This is a genomic window from Proteus vulgaris (assembly GCF_016647575.1).
In the GTDB taxonomy this organism is placed as follows: Bacteria; Pseudomonadota; Gammaproteobacteria; order Enterobacterales; family Enterobacteriaceae; genus Proteus; species Proteus mirabilis_B.
Genome location: NZ_CP032663.1, coordinates 1,917,649 through 1,937,485, shown reverse-complemented (window position 1 = coordinate 1,937,485; position 19,837 = coordinate 1,917,649). Strand labels below are relative to the sequence as shown.

The 19,837-nt window shown below is 35.2% G+C and carries 18 protein-coding genes and 1 tRNA gene; 12 read left to right on the top strand and 7 right to left on the bottom strand.

The window, feature by feature from the left end; genetic code table 11:
* Positions 1–26: 26 nt before the first annotated feature.
* Complete coding sequence (locus D7029_RS09085) at positions 27–710, bottom strand: DUF6304 family protein (RefSeq protein WP_194952479.1); 684 nt, start codon at positions 708–710, stop codon at positions 27–29.
* A 144-nt stretch (positions 711–854) separates the two neighbouring features.
* On the opposite strand from D7029_RS09085, the gene D7029_RS09080 reads away from it, so the two are divergent.
* The 4 genes from D7029_RS09080 to D7029_RS09065 all read left to right on the top strand — a co-directional run bounded on the left by D7029_RS09080 (position 855) and on the right by D7029_RS09065 (position 4,333).
* Positions 855–926, top strand: a tRNA-Arg gene (locus D7029_RS09080).
* 87 nt (positions 927–1,013) lie between these two features.
* Entirely contained in the window at positions 1,014–3,326 is a 2,313-nt protein-coding gene (locus D7029_RS09075) for a hypothetical protein (RefSeq protein WP_194952478.1), read from the top strand.
* A 144-nt stretch (positions 3,327–3,470) separates the two neighbouring features.
* On the top strand, positions 3,471–3,890 hold the full coding sequence (locus D7029_RS09070) for a hypothetical protein (protein ID WP_194952477.1): 420 nt from the start codon (positions 3,471–3,473) through the stop codon (positions 3,888–3,890).
* 29 nt (positions 3,891–3,919) lie between these two features.
* Positions 3,920–4,333, top strand: coding sequence for a DUF6122 family protein (locus D7029_RS09065; protein WP_194952476.1), 414 nt, complete (start codon positions 3,920–3,922; stop codon positions 4,331–4,333).
* Positions 4,334–4,361: 28 nt separating this feature from the next.
* Here the strand turns inward: D7029_RS09065 and D7029_RS09060 are convergent, their stop codons facing one another.
* Positions 4,362–4,793, bottom strand: coding sequence for a DMT family transporter (locus D7029_RS09060; protein WP_194952475.1), 432 nt, complete (start codon positions 4,791–4,793; stop codon positions 4,362–4,364).
* 3 nt (positions 4,794–4,796) lie between these two features.
* On the bottom strand, positions 4,797–5,252 hold the full coding sequence (locus D7029_RS09055) for a DMT family transporter (RefSeq protein WP_194952474.1): 456 nt from the start codon (positions 5,250–5,252) through the stop codon (positions 4,797–4,799).
* A gap of 98 nt (positions 5,253–5,350) precedes the next feature.
* Here D7029_RS09055 and D7029_RS09050 point away from each other — a divergent pair, with 98 nt between their 5' ends.
* Complete coding sequence (locus D7029_RS09050) at positions 5,351–6,283, top strand: LysR family transcriptional regulator (RefSeq protein ID WP_194952473.1); 933 nt, start codon at positions 5,351–5,353, stop codon at positions 6,281–6,283.
* Here the strand turns inward: D7029_RS09050 and D7029_RS09045 are convergent.
* Positions 6,275–6,751, bottom strand: coding sequence for a hypothetical protein (locus D7029_RS09045; RefSeq protein WP_194952472.1), 477 nt, complete (start codon positions 6,749–6,751; stop codon positions 6,275–6,277). The genes D7029_RS09050 and D7029_RS09045 overlap by 9 nt on opposite strands.
* A 245-nt stretch (positions 6,752–6,996) precedes the next feature.
* On the opposite strand from D7029_RS09045, the gene D7029_RS09040 reads away from it, so the two are divergent.
* From D7029_RS09040 to D7029_RS09010, 7 genes are all read left to right on the top strand, one after another.
* Positions 6,997–7,590: a DUF2239 family protein gene (locus D7029_RS09040; protein WP_194952471.1), complete on the top strand. Its 594-nt coding sequence runs from the start codon at positions 6,997–6,999 to the stop codon at positions 7,588–7,590.
* A gap of 11 nt (positions 7,591–7,601) precedes the next feature.
* Positions 7,602–7,940 carry a GIY-YIG nuclease family protein gene (locus D7029_RS09035; protein WP_194952470.1) on the top strand — a complete coding sequence of 113 codons (339 nt, stop codon included), beginning with the start codon at positions 7,602–7,604 and terminating at the stop codon, positions 7,938–7,940.
* A gap of 128 nt (positions 7,941–8,068) precedes the next feature.
* Positions 8,069–9,421, top strand: a complete 1,353-nt coding sequence (gene yegD, locus D7029_RS09030) for a molecular chaperone (protein ID WP_194952469.1) — start codon at positions 8,069–8,071, stop codon at positions 9,419–9,421.
* A 140-nt stretch (positions 9,422–9,561) separates the two neighbouring features.
* Complete coding sequence (locus D7029_RS09025; protein WP_194952468.1) at positions 9,562–10,587, top strand: threonine aldolase family protein; 1,026 nt, start codon at positions 9,562–9,564, stop codon at positions 10,585–10,587.
* A 172-nt stretch (positions 10,588–10,759) separates the two neighbouring features.
* Positions 10,760–11,023 carry a DUF3811 domain-containing protein gene (locus D7029_RS09020; protein ID WP_194952467.1) on the top strand — a complete coding sequence of 88 codons (264 nt, stop codon included), beginning with the start codon at positions 10,760–10,762 and terminating at the stop codon, positions 11,021–11,023.
* A 293-nt stretch (positions 11,024–11,316) separates the two neighbouring features.
* Positions 11,317–13,725 carry a DUF726 domain-containing protein gene (locus D7029_RS09015; protein WP_194952466.1) on the top strand — a complete coding sequence of 803 codons (2,409 nt, stop codon included), beginning with the start codon at positions 11,317–11,319 and terminating at the stop codon, positions 13,723–13,725.
* Positions 13,725–15,428 (top strand): LeoA/HP0731 family dynamin-like GTPase, encoded by a 1,704-nt coding sequence (locus tag D7029_RS09010; RefSeq protein WP_194952465.1) that lies wholly within the window; start codon positions 13,725–13,727, stop codon positions 15,426–15,428. Before D7029_RS09015 ends, D7029_RS09010 begins: the two co-directional genes overlap by 1 nt.
* Positions 15,429–15,503: 75 nt before the next feature.
* Here D7029_RS09010 and xylB read toward each other — a convergent pair whose 3' ends face one another.
* From xylB to nhaC, 3 genes are all read right to left on the bottom strand, one after another.
* Entirely contained in the window at positions 15,504–16,958 is a 1,455-nt protein-coding gene (gene xylB / locus D7029_RS09005; RefSeq protein WP_194952464.1) for a xylulokinase, read from the bottom strand.
* A gap of 72 nt (positions 16,959–17,030) precedes the next feature.
* Complete coding sequence (gene xylA / locus D7029_RS09000; protein ID WP_194952463.1) at positions 17,031–18,347, bottom strand: xylose isomerase; 1,317 nt, start codon at positions 18,345–18,347, stop codon at positions 17,031–17,033.
* Positions 18,348–18,357: 10 nt separating this feature from the next.
* Positions 18,358–19,833 (bottom strand): Na+/H+ antiporter NhaC, encoded by a 1,476-nt coding sequence (gene nhaC / locus D7029_RS08995; protein WP_194952462.1) that lies wholly within the window; start codon positions 19,831–19,833, stop codon positions 18,358–18,360.
* Positions 19,834–19,837 lie beyond the last annotated feature (4 nt).

The following is a 19,837-nucleotide window of genomic DNA, read 5'->3' as shown; positions in this document are numbered from 1 at the left end:
AAGTTCACAACAATATTTATATAAGATTAATAGCACTTATATAACCAATCTTCTTCACTACAATGAATGAACTCAGAACAAATAAACGTTTCTTGTACCTGAGAAAGTTGATTTTCTTGATATATATTATCCCATACATCTAATAATGAACATTTATCCTTAACGTATGAAAGCGCATTTTTGGCAGATTTAAAACAAGCTAAATCACCAAAATCATTATTACCTACAGGATGGTAGCTTGAATATTTACAAGATAAACAACAATTTATTTGGCAATGTTCAGGTAATCGTTGCCGTAAATCAATAAGCGCATTTTCAGCAAATGAAAATAACCTCTCAGATTTATAGCTAACATCATGATAATTAAATGAATAAGAGATATCATTTTTATCGTTTGTATAATCAAATTGCAAAATAATAGGTGCAATGGTCTCTAGTCCTGCTTCCACGATCGTTATTGGATATTCAATACTAAAAACACCTTGTACAGTGTCAAATTCATCTATATCAAATAATCCAATCACTTCTTCTTTATTAATTTCAGGAAATGAAAGTAAGTTAAATGAAGGTCCACTAAATGAAATATCCCTTAAGACAAACGTTAATAAATGTCCATCTGTCATTAATGTTCCAACTTCAGATCCTTTACAATCAGAAAAATAAAATGGCAACGAAAGCCCTGATAAATTTGATTGTGCTAATGGTTTCATTTTTAATCCTTTATAAAACCGTTATATATTCAACAGATACTATCATCATATTGTTTTATTTAGGTGCGTATTTTTCACTATTTTAATCATTGTGAAGACAATTTAGATGATATTTTTTGTTTATCACTTATAATCACAACGTATTCCAGAATAGCTCAGTGGCAGAGCATTTGGCTTCGGACCGAAAGGGCGCAGGTTCAACTCCTGCTTCTGGATCCCTCATTAATCATAATTTCTATTGCTTGTCTCCTTTCAAAGCAATCAAAAACCATCTCGAATACCTCTCTTTATTTGGTGAATATCATGGCTGATAAACAAAACCTATTACCTGTTGGACTTTCTTACGCACAATCGCAATTGGCTAAAACGCTAAGCCAACCCGAGATAAATAACAACAAAGTTCAACAATGGGAAGCCGTCTTACACCAAATACTGCAAGGACAAGCCAATTATGGCAGCCGAACACCATTCGAAAATACACCAGCATGGATCACGCTTGAAGTTATAAAAGGTGGATTCGCGACAGGTAATTGGTTAGCGGGTGGAGAAATAACACCTGAAGAGCAGCACCTATTAGATAAACTGCAAATAAAAACCTCGCCTGAAAATCAGCGATTAGCGTTAAATAGCTACTATTTAACTGATGAAGGAATGCATGTTCTTAATAAATGTTTAGATAATGAAAACTATCTTATTACCGTTCCTGAAGAGAGCGTTTTGCTCACTGTTGCATGGTTGATCAGAAATAAAGCTCAAGCTTACGCAAGAGACTTGCTTGATATAGTTTCACCTTGGTTTTCAGTATTAAGATTTTACCCTCATATTGTCGAACAGCCTGTTATTTCTAGCAGCACAGTAAGAGTGCAAGAGCTTGATATGACAATTTACGATCTTAAAAGAATAAAACCCAATAAACGTGTATTAGCTCAAAAAGAAGCCGTGACTATTTGGCATCCTTTTAAAGTGAAAATGATAGCGTTACTTTCAGAGATTGTTGATAAGTCATCAAGTTATACAATTACACCTTTATGGAGACAATCGGCAAAAGATCTTCTTGCTGAGTATTTCCAACTACGTAAACAATATTTCCTTTGCAATAAACCTATAAAAAATAAAGGTGACTTTGCAAAATTGCGTATTGCTATTGAGCAATTATCGCTCGAGAAAAATGAGTTAGAACTTCATCAAGCACAGCATATTCGTGTTTTATTGCAACGTCATATCGAGAAATATGGCGAGCCAAATTCAGAAAAAAGTGATAAAAAACAAAAAATAAAACAAGATGATGTGCAAGCACCATTACATTACACATTAAGTCGAGTCGTTTTAAACCGACTTGATAGCTTAGATATTAATAATGGCTTTGATGATAAAGAAATTGCCACAGAAGCTATTTCTGAAAGTGAAGCAAACCAATTTAACTTAACAAAAAATCATCCTATTCCAAGTATAATTACGTATAAAACAATGCGTAGTTTTAATACCACTGCAAGCCAACTTATCGAGCAAAAGTTAATCACATCATCAGAAGCTCTCAGCAATATTATTCCTCAAATTACAGCGAGTTTACGTGCTAATAGTTTGTTAGATATCCCATTGCGCCATCTTTACGAAAAAAACTATCGAGCATTTAAACAACGTCGCTCTTTATTACTATTAGATTTACAACATCAAGTACAATTAGAAGAGCTCCCGTGGGTTGCGATTATTGATAAGTTTCGTACAAAACAAATTTCTAACAAAACTATCTTCACGGAAGTATTAAATGAGTTTCTGTTATTAAACTTTCGTTATTTTCCACATACGCAGTTACCTAATCCTTTATTACAAGAACTAAACTCACTGACATCTCAAGTAGATCCAAGTATTAAATGGAGTGAAGAGCTTGCTGCAGACATTTTTATGGGAATGTTTAGTAAGAAAATCGCTAATATATTGGTAAAAAATGCTGATTCCGTTTTACCTTACAGCCTATATTCGCAATATTATAGAATTGATTATTTACTATTAAAACATGAGTTGCTCACGGCTTTATCCTCTGCAAATACACAAGGGGGAGACCCTTATGCAACATCCCGAGTGATCTTAAAATGGTGCGAAGATAGAACAAATGAAAAATTTGGCTCTTATTCTCCTGCAATAAATGGGGGAATACTTGAACAGTCCTACATATTAACAACCCATAATCTTAGTACTATTTTTAATAGTATTGGTCTTGCTGACAAATTAAAGCCATTCTTGCTTGATATGAGTAAACAATGCCTGCAAGTCATCAATCGCTATTTACAGGCTCCTTATCGTGGTTATCACGCATCATTAATCACAATAAAAAATGCGGCTTATGCATGGCGACAATGTGTTTTTTACCTTTCTTATTTATCACAAGAAGAACTGCAACAATTTATCTTATGGGCAGAGAATTATATTGATACCCAATCTCAATATTTCAAAACGCTGTTTATGCCAATTTGGAATGGGCTAATGACCGTAATAAATACGCCAAATGACTATAATTATGATGATAAAGCATCACATCTTATTTTTTATGGGTGGTCTGAAAAACATTGGATGATGAAGCCTATTTTAAAAGCTAATGGCGAAGAAGCTCGCGAATAAAATTAAGATATGCATAACAATTAAATAGGTAATCAGACTGAATTGTTCTTTTTTACCTATTTATTCTTATGCCACAATAGCGCCTAATCAGACTACTTCAATTCCATTCTTACCTAGTATTAGGCACTAATCACAGAGTTTTCTATGAACTTATTTTCACAAATATCGTTATATCTTGCGTCGTTAGGTACTTTATTTGCCGCATTACTGCATTTCTATTGTTTGTATTGGGGAGCAGAAGGTTATCGTATTTTAGGTGCCGGTGAATCTATTGTAAAAAAAGCAAAAGAAGGGCATTGGTATCCAAACTTTACAGCTATCACTGTTGGGATTATTCTCACAATATGGTCACTTTATGCTTTTAGTGCTGTAAATCCTATTATTACCTTACCTTTCACTAAAGTGATCCTTTCTTTAATCGCAACTGTTTTTCTATTGCGTGGTGTTGGTTTTCCTTTAATAAAAAATAGATTTAAGGGTAATAGCGATCTTTTTTGGTATGTCAGCTCTTCAATTTGTTTAATATTAGGGAGTTTGTATGCTATAGGTGCTTATTCGGTATAACACCACCTATGATTAGTTTAGAGGCTTAAGTGATATTTGAGATTTTTAGAACACTTTTACATTACAGTTTACACTTTTTAGCACCTATTTTATTAGGCTATCTTTTCTGGGGTAAGAATTGGAAGGTAGCCTCACTTCTTATGATAGGTACAATGGCCATTGATATTGACCATTTATTAGCAACACCTATTTTTGATCCCAACCGTTGTAGCGTAGGCTTTCATCCATTACATACGGTTTGGGCTGCTTTAATTTACTTAGGTATATGGTTTTTACCCTCATGGAAATTAAAAGCCATTGCAGTGGGGTGTTTATTTCATTTATTTACCGACTCAATTGACTGCTATTTAGGTGGATTAAAACCCAATCTAACAATAACGATGAGTTGTGATAAAAATTACTTAATGTCCGATCTCAACAATAAATTTATTGCCAAAAAATAGAAGGGAATTTTAAATATCCCTTTATTTTTTATTTAGACTGCTTAGTAAATTTTATTAAAACACCACCAATAATCAGCAAAACACCTATTATTTGCAATAGTAGGTTATTACTTTCAACACCACCGAATATATCAATAACTAGACTTGAGATCATTTGTCCACAAATAGCTAAAACAGACGTTAACATAACTCCCAATAGCGGTAAAACATAACTATTAATGACAACGAAGAACGCACCAATAATACCACCAGCAAAGGCAATTAAAGGGATCGTAGATAGTTCAATAGAATGGTAATCTTTTACCCATAAAACAAAGATAGTTAAAAATACAAAACCGACTAAGTGATTGATTAAAGAGCTATAAAAAGCATTGCTGTTTTGTGCTAACTTACCATTTAAAGTACGACTAGTTACAATGCAGACACCATTAAATAATGCAATTAAAATAAAAATACTCATTAGTTATCTACCTATAATTAATAATGCGCTACCAGAAATAAGTAAAAAGCACATAAATAAATCGCGTAGGGTGATTTTTCTTTTTTCAACCCCGAACCATCCCATTGCATCAACAATAACACTAAAAAGAATTTGCCCTGTTATCATTAAAATAATACTCCCAGAGAGCGATAATGGGCTATTTACTGTAATTGCAGCTAATAACACTGTAAATGCCCCTGGTATACCACCCAAATACCATAGGGTTTTTATTTTATTATTATTTTTCTTGTTCTGTTGATTCTTTCTTAAATATAAAATATATATAATTAAAGAGAAAAGAGTCCCTATACCATGTGTTATCCATGATGCGGTTAATGGTGTTGTAAAACTGGCTAAGTAACTATTACTCATAATCATTAATGAAAGTAAAACGCCAGAAAAGACCGCAACAAGAGAGAGAATATACTTGTTATTCATAATATTAAATCTATATAAATCATTTTTTGTGTGGGTTTAAAATATTCCTTTTTGATAATACTGGCAAGAAAACACACTGTTTACTCTAGGTTGACAATATGAATGATATGAACGTTTTTCCCATTCTGATTGCTGTGGCTGAACATTTGAGTATCACCAAAGCAGCCAAAACATTGAATATGACAAAATCAGCAGTCAGTAAAGCTATTCAAGGTGTTGAAGAGAAGCTAGGTATACGCCTATTTCATAGAACAACAAGAAATGTCAGTTTAACTGAAGAAGGCATTGTTTATATTAACTATATTCGAGAGTCTTATAAGTTAGCGGTAATGGCAGAAGAGGCGGTTTCACAATTTAGCGATAAAGCCAAAGGTAGGATTAAAATTTCAGCGCCCATGTCATTTGGTACGTTACATCTTGCTAGAGTAATACCTTTATTTATGCAGAAGTATCCAGAGCTTGATGTACAACTTTTATTTGATGACAAAGTCACAGATTTAGTCGCAGAAGGGTACGATCTTGCAATTAGAATTGGTGAATTACCCGATTCCTCATTAATAGCGCGTCAAATATCACCTTGTTATAGCCAGCTTTACGCTTCTTCAGAATATCTTGATAAATATGGTGAACCCATGCAAGTTTCTGAGCTAAAAGATCACAATTGCTTATCGTATTCATTATATCAAGCTGGTATGGAGTGGATTTTTTATCAAAGAGGTAAAAAATATAGCCATATTCCTAAAGGTAGTTATCGTGCCAATAATAGTGAAGCATTATTACAAGCAGTTTTACAGGGAATAGGTATTGCTTTACTCCCTCATTTTATTACTCAAACAGCTTTATCAAATTCAGGTAAAAAACTTATCCCTATATTGACGCACTTCGATTTACCTGAGCACTTTATTTACGCAGTTTATCCTGACAAAAAAAATCTTCCGCGCAAAATAACGCTATTTGTTGATTTCTTAAAAGAACAATTCGGTGCCAATAGCGACTATCAACGCAATATCGAAAGAAAATTATCACAATAAACGGTTATCATCGCCGAAAAAGTCATTTTCTAACCACTGCGTTACGGTTTTAGTATTAATTTGATTTGCCTGTAGCTTCTCAATCGCAAAATATTCAGGGAATGAGGCATCAGATCCTTCATACTCTTTTTCGAGTTGTTCTAATTTAACAAGCGCATTTTCATAGTTATCAAAAATCGCCTCAATATCACGATAGATCTGACCAAAACCCTCACTAAAACGTGAAACTAGGTAATAAAAATCTGAAAGGGGAATATCGCAGCTAAAACTGTTTAATTTCACATCTTCGACTTCTATCCATCGGCCTTGTTCAGCGAGGACTTTAACTTGGTTGTCTTCACTTTGATTTTCTCTAATAAATGTCGTTTTTGCTTTTTCAGCAGCATCTTCATTGTCAAAAGCACCTAAAATAAAATCAGGTCCTTCATAACCTGAAATTCCTACTACGCATAAGTGAATTGTGTTCATTTATTTCTCCATAAAAAATATCTAATAAATTGGCTTATTTATCTTACCTATTTTCCCTTTGCATATTGAATTTAATAGGGAACAAATGTGCTTTTTTCATTTTCCTATTTTTATTGTTGTTTTAACTATCTATCCCCATTTTAGATTTTTTCTATGCCATCACCAATTATTTTACCCGGGTATAATTGACTTTGTATTAAAAAAATCTAAAATGCATTTTTATCAGGGTAAAAATAGAGGTAACAATGAAAGCGACACTAACGGCTTTTTGCCAACAACAGAGAATTGCACAAGGTGAACTTGAACAATTAATTATTAAAATCAAATCATTACCAAGTACGAATGAACCTATTTTTGTTTTCAATGATAAAACAGGGGCTCGTTTAGAATTTAATTTCGATACAACCGTTCCTAATATTATTGAAACCTCATTAAAGGTTTATCCCGAATTAAATGGTGAACAAGCTGATATCGCAGAAGAGACAACGGTAACAAATAAGTCTCGTGGTCGCCCTAAACTTGGGGTAACAGCAAAAGAGATCACATTATTACCAAGACAATGGGCTTGGTTAGCAACCCAACCCGGTGGAGCATCAGCGACCATTCGTCGATTAGTTGATGAGGCTAAAAAGCTCAGTATGGCTGATGATTTGAAACGCAACAGATTAACTGCAGCTTATAAATTTTTAAATGAAGTTGCAGGAAACTTACCTGATTATGAAGCCAGTTTAAGAGCATTATTTGCAGATGATCAGACACTTTTTTTAAACATTACAAAAGATTGGCCTAATGATATTCAACAATACGCCAACCAACTTGCTTTTATACCCAATGAATGAGAACAATCATCATGAATGAAGTTATTAGAAAAGAGTTAAAACAAAATTATAAAGATAGCCCATCAACAGCTGGAATTTATTTGATAAGAAATAAACTCAATAAAATGAGTTTAATTGCCTCTGCCCAAAATGCACAAGGCGTCTTAAACAGACACCTTTTTGAATTAAAGTTTGGTCAACATCGTAATAAAGCATTACAAGCCCAATGGAATGAACAAGGAGAAAGTGCATTTGAATTTCTGCTTATTACTCATGTAAAACCTGATGAAAAGAATATCAAACTCGCATTGGAAACATTGCTTGATAAATATACCCTAGAGTATGAGATTACTGATGAAAATAGCTACTAATCCAACAATTTTTATTACGACTCTAAAGGGTTTTTCTCTCTTTTAAACCTCATAATCTGATGGTAATTGCAAAAAGCTTGATGTAGAGTGCTCAGTCTTTTTTTAATGAAGTCTATTGGGGAGGCTGAATGTTTATTGGCTTTGACTATGGAACATCGAACTGTTCTGTTGCAATTATGAAAGAGGGGAAACCCACTCTTTTGCCTTTAGAAGGTAATGATGTGTATATTCCATCAACCCTTTGTGCGCCAACCCGTGAATCCGTTTCTGAGCACTTATTTCGCCATTTAAATATTAAACCTTCCAGTGAAGTTGGCGAACAATTACTAAGAAAGTCGATTGCGTTTAATCGAGAAGAAGATATTGAATTAGTTCCTGAAGATATTCTCTTCGGACAATCTGCACTAAGTTTATACCTACGTGATCCTCGTGATGTCTATTACGTTAAATCACCGAAATCCTTTTTAGGTGCTTCTGGTCTACATGATATACAAATTAGCTTCTTTGAAGATTTAGTTTGCGCCATGATGGCAAATATTAAGCATCAAGCAGAAAAAAGCACACAAGAAGCGATCACTGATACCGTTATTGGCAAACCGATTAACTTTAATGGGTTAGGTGGCGAGGCTTCAAATAGACAAGCTGAAAGTATTCTTATTCGTGCTGCTAAAAGGGCAGGCTTTAAGAATATTATGTTTGAATTTGAACCTGTTGCTGCAGGGCTTGAATATGAGTCAACGTTAACTAAAGACCAAACCGTATTAGTCGTTGATATTGGTGGTGGTACTACTGACTGCTCATTAATTCAAATGGGGCCAAGTTATAAAGGTAAAACCGACCGTTCAAATACATTACTTGCCCATAGTGGGCAACGTGTTGGTGGTAACGATCTTGATATTTACCTTGCTTTTAAACAGCTTATGCCATTATTTGGCATGACCGGATTAACGTCTTCAGGTATTAAATTACCGCTGAAACAGTTCTGGGATCCTATCGCAATTAATAATGTCGAAGCGCAAAAAGATTTTTATTCTCGTCAAAACCTTGCTGTATTAAATCAGTTAAGACGAGATGCAAAAGAGCCTGAAAAAATAACGCGTCTTATTGAAGTTTATAATGAAACATTGGGCTATAGCATTGTTAGACGTGCTGAAGAAGCTAAAATCGCTTTATCAGATTCTCCTGAATATATTGCTAATATCGCACTATTAAGTGAAACCTTAGAATTAACTATCGAACGCGATCAGATGGTTGAATCTATTGAATCACCAAAAAGTAAAATGATTGAATTAGTTAATGATGCGGTTCAGCAAGGGGGAATAAAACCCGATGCTGTCTTTATGACAGGAGGCTCTGCGCGTTCACCTATTTTATGCCAAGCCATTGAACAGCAACTACCTAATATTCCAATTGTTAAAGGTAATGACTTTGGCTCGGTTACTGCTGGTTTGGCGCGTTGGGGCGAGGTCTGCTTTAAATAATTCGTATTAAATAATCGGTTTTAAATAACTGACTTTTTCAATATATTAAAGCGCTTTACATTCAATCTGTGTATTGATTAGATGTAGAGCGTTTTGCTTTATAAAACACGATAAAAACACAACATTCGACAGGAGAACACATGTACCGCTTCCAAAATGATTATAATGAAATTGCACATCCTGCGGTCATGAAGGCAATCACTGATACAGTGGGGCAACGCTATGATGGATATGGCATGGATAAGCTTTGTCATCAAGCAGCTCAATCAATAAAACAGCGTATTCAACAACCTGATGCGGATATTCACTTTTTTAATGGTGGTACCATTACTAATTTAACCGCTATCTCTCATTTTTTACGTCCACACCAAGCTGTTATTTCTGTCAGTACTGGGCACATTGCTACACATGAAACAGGCGCTATTGAAGCAACAGGGCATAAAGTCATCACAACATTTTCCGCTGATGGCAAATTAACACCAGAGTTATTAAAACCTATTCTTGCTGAGCATAATGATGAACATTGGGTTCAACCCAAACTTGTTTATATAACAAATGCCACAGAAATTGGTACGGTTTATCGCAAAGCGGAGTTGCAAGCGCTACGTAACTTTTGTAACGAACATAATTTATGGTTGTACCTTGATGGTGCTCGTTTAGCCGCAGGATTAATGTCTGCACAAAGTGATCTAACTATTGAAGATATCGCCAGCTTAACGGATGCGTTTTATATTGGTGGCACTAAAATCGGTGCAATGTCAGCTGAAACGCTCGTGATTTGTCATCCTGCACTAAAATCTGATTTTCGTTTTAGCTTAAAACAAAAGGGTGGATTACAAGCGAAAGGTTGGTTATTAGGTGCGCAATTTGAAGCTTTATTTAAAGATGATCTCTATTTTAAATTAGGTAAACATCTTAATGAAATGGCATCACAATTAACCGAATTCTTTACTGCGCAAGGTTTTGAATTTTTAGCGCCACCTGAATCTAACCAAGTTTTTGTTATTTTACCAAACACGATTGCGGAAAAATTAACACAACAGTTTGTTTTTCATCGTGTATTACTTGAAGATCCTAACTTGAGCTGCTTACGTCTTTGTACTTCTTGGGCAACAACACAGCAAGATATCGATGGGTTTAAAACAGCATTTCTTCAATTAGTTTAAATTTTCTGTTTAAACTTATCTCTTAATTTTATGCATTACACGCTTATTACGTGTGTAATGCATTTTCAATATAATCAGAATTTAATTACCTTAAATCTAAATATAATGCTGGAGAGGCGCATTAATAATGTTATATTGATGACTCCTCTCTCAACATAGGTAGGGTAAAAGAATGAAGAAATTGACACTCCAAGAGATGACAGATGCCCAACAAATGCGAGTAAAAACCAGGATAGGTCAAGAGAGAAAGAAATTAGGGCGTGAATTAACCAATGCCGAAATGAATAAAGTCAAAGACTCCATTATTACCGAAATCTCCCTCGAAGTTGAAAAAGCCACCAAAAAAGCGCAAGCCCTCAAGAAAAAACAAAAACTAGCCCCTAGTGATGAAACCTATAGTTGGTCAGCTAAAAACCATCGTAGCGGATATCGTTAATTTTTTAATTAGCCCTGATATATTTATTTATCAGGGCTAAGAGATTAAAATTCCTAACCACAAAATATTGCACAAAATTAAAATAAAATATTTAGTCAATTTCAATAAAAAACTCATAAAATGAGTATTTTATATACGTAATATATTTATTTTTAAGATATAAGTACTGAGTTGTTTCGTTATTATCAATTCAATCTTAAAGGTAAATTAGAGCTTTTAATTATTAGCTTAAATTATTAAAATAAAATAATACATTTTATTTTTACTGACATATTTTTTAGATGATTTAACTAATGACAATAAAACTTCATAACCCCAATGAAATATATAGAAAGATCAATGATGAACTTACAATTCTTATACACTCGATGTGTGAGCAATCATCTGATGAAATAATAAACAAAGCAGGAAGTGATGCACGAAATAAATTAGAACAATTTCAAGAAGTATTAAAAAAAGATCTTGATTCTTTACAAAAGAATGCAGAATGGAATATTTTTACTATCGCGTTTTATGGGGAAACAGGCGCAGGCAAATCAACATTAATTGAAACACTGCGAATACTTTTGCGTGAATCAAAAAAATTAGAGAATCAGAAGAAATACCGTCAACAATATGCTAATTATCAATACTGCTCTGATGATATTGAAAAAACTAAAAACTCTATAGATGAAATCAAGCATAATGCAGAGGAAATAACATCAAAAATCAATGAATTAAATGATTTCCACGCTCAGGAAAGGTATGATATCCAACAATTAATTAAAGAAAGTGATATTGAGTTTTTACCGCACCTTAATGAAATTAAAAATCAATTAGAACAAAAAGAGCGCATTAACACTCAGATATTGCAGCAAATTGATGATATTAATATTCAAATTTCTGAATATAAAAAAAAGGCATCATTATGGCAGAAATTTCTTCTTTTTTTTAATAAACTACCTGAAGAAATCACATTAAGTAATTTAGAAAAACAAGTTATTTTAACTGGAATCGAATGCAAAACCCTACATCAACAATATAATTCACGCAAACTATTGATTAAAGAAAAACAAAAACCCTTATACTCTAAGCTAGCAAATTTAAATGAAAGGTTAGAACAGGAAAAGCAACAATTTGAAGATCAATTACAGTTTTTAAAGAATGAGGGTATTTCGTTAACAAAAAAAAATGAACAATTAGAAACACTATTAGAAAAACAACATGCATTATTATCTCAATATGCTGATGGTGAGATTATTGGTGATGGCCGCGCTGATTTTACAAGAGAAACTCAATGTTATAATTTAACACTAAATGGAAATGTTTTTTCTTTATTAGATGTTCCAGGCATTGAAGGAAAAGAAGAACTTGTTTTAAAAGAAATTGAAAATGCCATTGAACGAGCTCATGCTGTCTTCTACATCACAAATAAAGCAGCACCACCACAAACAGGGGATGAAGGAAGAAAAGGAACATTAGAAAAAATAAAACAACATTTAAATTCACAAACAGAAGTATGGTCAATTTTTAATAAAAAAGTAACCAATCCAAAATTAACATTAAAAAATAGGCCATTGCTATCTGATGATGAATCAAGCAGCTTGTCTGTATTAGATGAAAAAATGAGTGAACAACTTGGTTCTCATTATAAAAAAACAATTGCATTAACCGCATTACCTGCTTTTTTAGCATCGACAGACTGTTTAGTTCCTCATTCTCAAAATGCCAAACGTCGTACTAAATTTTTACAAGATTTCATGGAATATGATTTATTAGAATTGACTGGTATTCTTGATTTTATCAATTTGTTGGAAAAAGAATTACTACCCGATAGCCAAAATAAAATTTATCAAGCAAATCTTAATAAAGCTAAAGAAGCTCTTAACAAAACTACCAAAGGGCTTGATGATGTAGAAAAAACTTATCAAGATCTCGCTGATGATGTTTCTGTCAAGTGTGAAGAATCAAAGATATTACTGGATTCAAGCTTCCGCATCATGCAAACACGATTAAATAGCAATATCGCAAATCTTATTCGTGATGCTATACATGATATACGTACAAATGTTTATTCACGTATTGAAGATAATATTAGTAATGATCATTTTAAAGGGATTTTAGAACAAAAGGTCAAAGCAGAATTGAGTAAACTTTCAGCCTCTTTACCTCATACAATCAAACAACAAATTGAGCATTTTCAAACTGAGGCTTCTGATATTTTTCAGCGTTATGAAGAGCAAACACAAGATTTAATGCATCTAACTGAGAAATTGAATAAAGCTAAATTAGATAACAATATCAATATAAAAATCAACATTGACAGTGGGATAAATAAAGCTGGTTTATTGGGTGCATTAGCTGGGTTGGCACTTATACCAATTACAGGTGGAGCTAGTGCGTGGATTATTGCTGCGTCAGCATTTACAGCAATTGTCTCTATTGGTAAAGCAGTTGTGGGTTTCCTGAGTAGTAATTATAAAATGTCTCAACAAAAAAAATCAACTAACGAAAACTTACGCAAAATTGAATCTCATTTGACAGAAACTTTAAACGACAATTTAGATCAAGTTCTTCCTAAAATGAAAGATAGTATAAAAACAATTAAACAATCACTTGATGAGCCAATAATCAAAATGAACCAAACGGCAGTATTGTTAAAAAATTCAAATCAAAAACTAAAAATCTTATCTAGAAGTATTCAAACAGAAGGTAATTTGTAATGAAACATACACTCACTAACTTTAACGAAAAGCAAACTCAAATCCTTAATTTATTGAATAGACTCTTACGCTTTTTACAACAAGGTGCTCAAGCAGGTGTTTCCATTGATCCTTCTTTAATTAAAAAATTAGAAAATAATATTGCTCATGTAGTTGATGAAAAGTTAAAAGTTGCATTAATAGGTGGTTTTTCAGAAGGGAAAACCTCAATAGCGGCTGCATGGATGGAAAAACTAGATAAATCCACGATGAAAATTAGCCATCAGGAATCTTCTAATGAAGTTAAAGTTTATGAAATTGGCGAAGAGTTCGTGTTAATCGATACTCCGGGGTTATTTGGTTTTAAAGAGCAGCAAAATGCACAAACATTTGAGGTAGAAAAATATAAAGATCTCACTAAAAAACATGTCAGTGATGCACACCTTGTTCTTTATGTTATGAATTCAACCAATCCGATTAAAGAAAGTCATAAAGAAGATATGTATTGGTTATTCCGTACTCTAAATTTATTGCCACGTACTATTTTTGTCTTAAGCCGGTTCGATGAAGTTGCCGATGTTGAAGATGAAGATGACTATCAAGAAAATCTTAATATAAAACAACAAAATGTCATTGGTCGTTTACAAGATATGATATCTCTTACACAAGAAGAGATTAATACATTATCTATTGTTGCTGTTGCCGCCAATCCTTTTGATGAAGGTATTGATTACTGGCTTGAAAATATTGAGCAATTTAAAGCACTTTCTCATATTACTCATTTGCAAACAGCGACAGCAAATAAAATTACTCAAAATGGAGGAAGTGAGGCATTAGATGCTGAAATGCGTACAAGCGTTATCAGTGATATTCTTCATAAGCAATTGCCTATAGCTATTGACGCTAATGCTAGTATTTCCCATGAAGTGAGCCAACTTGAAAAAGCTTATCAGCGTTTAGATAATCAAATGAGAAATACCCAAGCACAAATTAGTGAAACTCAAATTACATTGAGTAATTTTGTTACTCACTACTTTGCTGACTTAATCATGCAAGCCAAAGGGTGTAGCATTGAAACATTTAGTGATTTTTATGAGCGTGAAATTGGTGATGAAGGCATCATGATTAATAATAAACTGCAAAATGAATTTCGTAGTCAGATGGGTGTTATTAATCTTGAAGTTGAAAAAATACAAACTAGTTTTGATAGTGAAGTGAGCCATTTTAATAATACAATTAAATCCCTAGGTAAAATGGGAATAAATAACGTCCTAAAAGGCAATTTTATTAATAATAAAACTGTACTTGCAACACGTGATGGCATCGTGTCTGTTGCTAAAACTGTTGGTCTTGATATTGGTAAATATCTTAAATTTAAACCTTATGGTGCTATTAATTTTGCTAAAGGTGCCAATGCGGCGTTAGCGGCTGTTGGTGTGATTATAGAGATTTGGGATAGCTATGATAAATATAAAAAAGAAGAGCAATTTAAACAAGTTATTGATGATATGGTCAAAGGATTTAACGAACAAAGAAGCGACCTTGTTGCATTAATTGACTCACCTGAATTTGCAGAAAAATTCTTCGCTAATTACATAACACTTAACAATCAAATCAAAGAACTGGGTTCAAATTTATCTGATAGTCGAGAAAGAGAAAATGTATTCTCAGCTTGGCTTACAGAAGCAAAATTATTAGAAAGTGAACTAGTGACTCTTTTTTAATTAAGCGAACATAAAATAGCGCTAACTTTTGAAAAATTAGCGCTATTCTTTTACCCTGATATTGACGCAATATAGTTATATTTCCATCGTATCAATCAATGAATATAACTTTTTAAAGGCATGATATTTTTTTTCGTATGTTTTATGTTTTTCTAAATTTGGTGTATGGCGTTTCTCAAGCTTAGGTTGAGAAAGAATGACTTGTGATGAATGAGCAGGGTTTACTGCTAATTGTGCCAGTCTTGCCGCACCAAGAGCAGGACCAACATCACCACCTTGGCGATAATCGAGGGTTTTTCCTGTAATATCGGCAAGCAGTTGTCGCCAATATTCGCTTCTTGCACCACCACCAATTAACGTAATGTTATCCGCTAATTGACCTGCATTATCAGCAACTTCAATCCCTTGCCGTAACGCGAAACTCACGCCTTCAAGAACAGCTTGGCATAAGTCAGCACGTTGATGTTCATGGGTTAATCCCCAAAAGACACCTTTCGCATCGGGGTTGTTATAAGGCGTCCGTTCGCCTGATAGATAAGGTAAAAATAGCAGGGGGCTATTAGCAAAAGTCGCGTGTTCAATCTCTTCAAACATCGCACCCACACTCTCAATTCCTGTCAATTGACACACCCAATCAAGGCACGATGCTGCACTTAGCATCACAGACATTAAATGCCAAGTATTAGGTAATGCATGACAAAAACTGTGTACTGCATTGTCACTATTTTGGAGAAACTTTTCGCTAACAACAAAATAAACACCTGAAGTACCTAAAGAGAGCATCGCTTGACCGGGTTGATAAACGCCGACACCAATTGCACCCGCGGCATTATCGCCACCACCAGCAATAATAGGCACTTGTTTCATCTGCCATTTTTTAGCGATATCAGCTAATAGATAGCCCGTTATTTGATTGCCTTCAAACAACGTAGGCATTTGACGACGCGTTAACCCTGTGGCATTTAAAAGCTCATCACTCCAATCTCGCTTTTGCATATCTAGCCAAAGCGTACCCGCTGAATCCGACATATCACTGGCGAAATTACCGCTCATCTTCCAACGTAAAAAATCTTTAGGTAATAAAACATGTGCAATGCGTTGAAAAATTTCAGGCTCATTTTCAGCAACCCATTGCAGTTTTGGCGCAGTAAAGCCAGGCATAACTAAGTTACCCGTGATCTTTTTAAACTGAGGATATTGCGCTTCAAGTGCCTGACACTGTTTAAAACTACGGCCATCGTTCCATAAGATTGCAGGACGCAACACCGCTTGTTGAGCATCAAGCAAAACGGCACCATGCATTTGCCCGCTTAGCCCAATCGCCTCGATTTGATCCATTGGATAACTGCGTCCAAGCTGAAGAATGGCGTCTTCCGTTGCTTGCCACCATTGCTGGGGATCTTGTTCTGACCATTGAGGGTGAGGGCGTGATATTGCTAAAGAAACGGAATGACTGGCGATAACGTCGCCTTGCTCATTCATGATAATCGCTTTAACGCTTGAAGTACCTAAATCTAGCCCTAAATACATAAAGTTACCCCATGACCTTTATCTAATTAATAAACACAGCGGAAAACCCGCTGTGTTATTACGTTTATGCAATTAGCCAAAAATATAGCGATTCACTAAACTTTCTAGCATTTCTTGGCGTCCACTTTGTAATTGTGGCGCTAAGGTATTGCTTTGGGCATATTTTGCCACCTCTTCAAGGCTTAATTTACCTTGTAAGATATTTTGACCTAACTCTGCACTCCAGCCTGAATAACGTTGCGCCGTAAATTTATCAAGGCCACCATCTTGGATCATTCTTGCTGCAATGCGTAATGCCATTGCCATTGTATCCATTCCTGAAATATGCCCGTAGAAAAGGTCATATTTATCATTACTTTGACGACGAACTTTAGCATCAAAGTTTAAACCGCCTGTTGTAAACCCACCTGATTTAAGAATTTCATACATTACTAGTGCATTTTCTTCCACACTATTTGGGAATTGGTCTGTATCCCAGCCTAATTGAGGGTCACCACGGTTAGCATCAACAGAGCCTAAAATACCTAACGCAATGGCTGTCGCAATTTCATGATGGAAACTATGTCCTGCTAACGTTGCGTGGTTGGCTTCAATGTTTACTTTGACTTCTTTTTCAAGACCAAACTGTTTTAAGAAACCATAAACAGTCGCAGTATCGTAATCGTATTGATGTTTTGTCGGCTCTTGTGGTTTTGGTTCAATCAGTAATGTGCCTTGGAAACCAATTTTATGTTTGTGCTCAACAACCATCTGCATAAAGCGACCAATTTGCTCTCTTTCTTGGCGTAAGTCTGTATTTAGCAGCGTTTCATAGCCTTCGCGCCCACCCCATAAGACATAGTTTTCGCCACCCAGCGTTTTTGTCGCTTTCATCGCTTCACAAACTTGTGTCGCTGCCCATGCAAAAACATCAGGATCAGGGTTAGTTGCTGCACCTGCACCATAACGAGGATTGGTAAAACAGTTTGCGGTTCCCCATAATAGCTTAACGTTGGTTTCTTCTTGTTTTTTCGCTAATACATCGGTGATCGCCGCCATATTAGAGATATATTCGTTGATGTTATTACCTTCAGAAATAACATCGACATCATGAAAACAGTAGAAAGGAACATTGAGCTTATGAAAGAACTCAAAGGCAACATCGGCTTTGCGTTTTGCTTGCTCTAATGCTTCACCTGGTGTTTGCCACGGTCTATCAAAAGTACCGATACCGAACATATCAGAACCATTCCAGCAGAAGTTATGCCAGTAGCAAGCGGCAAATCTTAGGTGATCTTCCATTCGTTTACCCAAGATTATCTCATCAGGATTATAGTAACGAAACGCTAGTGGGTTATCGCTTGTTGTGCCTTCATATTGAATTTGTTCAATTTTATCAAAGTAAGACATGGAACCGTCCTTATTTAGTATCAAGTTGTAATTCTGAATGTGATTCAAGCTCAGCAGTCATCTCTTCCTGCTCTTCTGGTGTTAATTTGGCAATGCCAAAGCCCGTGAAACCCCACAGCATGGCAAAGAAGATGCCACTCCAGCACAATACGGCCCAAGGTAAGTAACTTAAGGTTGCAACACCTAACGTACCTGCCATATAAGCGCCTGCGGCTGTCCACGGTAAAATAGGTTCAAAGATAGTGGCGGAGTCTTCTACAGTACGGGCTAGGTTTTTAGGGTGTAAGCCTCGTTCGATATAGGCACCGCGTAACATTTCGATAGGAATAAGGATTGAAATTTGTCCATTACAGGTCACGCCAATCATGGTTAGCCCGCAAGCAATTGTGGCTAAGATCATTGAACCGGTTGAGTGAACCATTTTTAACAATGCATGGACAATCACTTCTAATGCGCCACTTAACGATAAAGTACCGGCAAAAGAGAGGGCGCAGAAACAGATAAGCAGGGTGCTCATCATTGAGTTCATGCCACCACGATTTAATAAGTTACCTAATAATTCAGGAACTTCTTTCCCTTGGATCATTGAAACATTAAAGCCATCAACAGCACTTTTTACGATGTCATGTAATCCAAAACCTTGAATAAGATAAGCGTTAAACATCGCAATGGCGGCAGAGGCTAACATCACAGGGATAGTTGGTTTTTTCGTGACTGAACCATATAAAATCACTAATACAGGAATGAGAAGGATTAGATTGAAGTTATAAACACTCTCAAGACCATTGGTAATTAATGTCACTTTTTCTGGCACACCTTGTCCTGCTAAATCACCGTTCATGCCATAAACCGTCATCACAATCGCGGTTAAAATCAGCGAAGGCAGTGTGGTGTAAAGTAAGTGCCAAATATGTTGATAGAGGTCTATCCTTGCAGCCATTGCGGCAAGGTTAGTATCACCTGATAGCGGTGAAAGTTTGTCACCAAAATAGGCACCAGCAACTACGGCACCCGCTGTTGCAGCAAGGTTTGCATCCATACCAACCGCAACACCCATAAAGGCGACGCCGATAGTTCCTGCTGAACCCCATGAAGTTCCCGTACAAACCGACACTAATGATGTCACCAATAATGCCGTAACATAAAGCATTTCTGGGCTGATCATTTTTAAGCCGTAATAGATCATCAATGGAATAGTGCCACCAATCATCCATGTGCCGATTAACAAGCCTACACTGATTAAAATCAGCAATGCTGGCATGGTTTTAGCAATTTTTTGTGAGATTGCCGTTAAGATCTCGTCATAGCGATACCCTAATCGTTTCACTAATAGCGCAGCTACAACCGTAGACAGCACCATTAAAGGCTCTGGTGGTAAATCGAAAGCGGCGTAGCCTCCTCCTAATAGCACCACCATGGTGAATATAGGAAAGAGTGATTCGAGTAATGTCGGTGTTCTCGAGCTGTTTATCGTTTGCGTTTTCATTGTA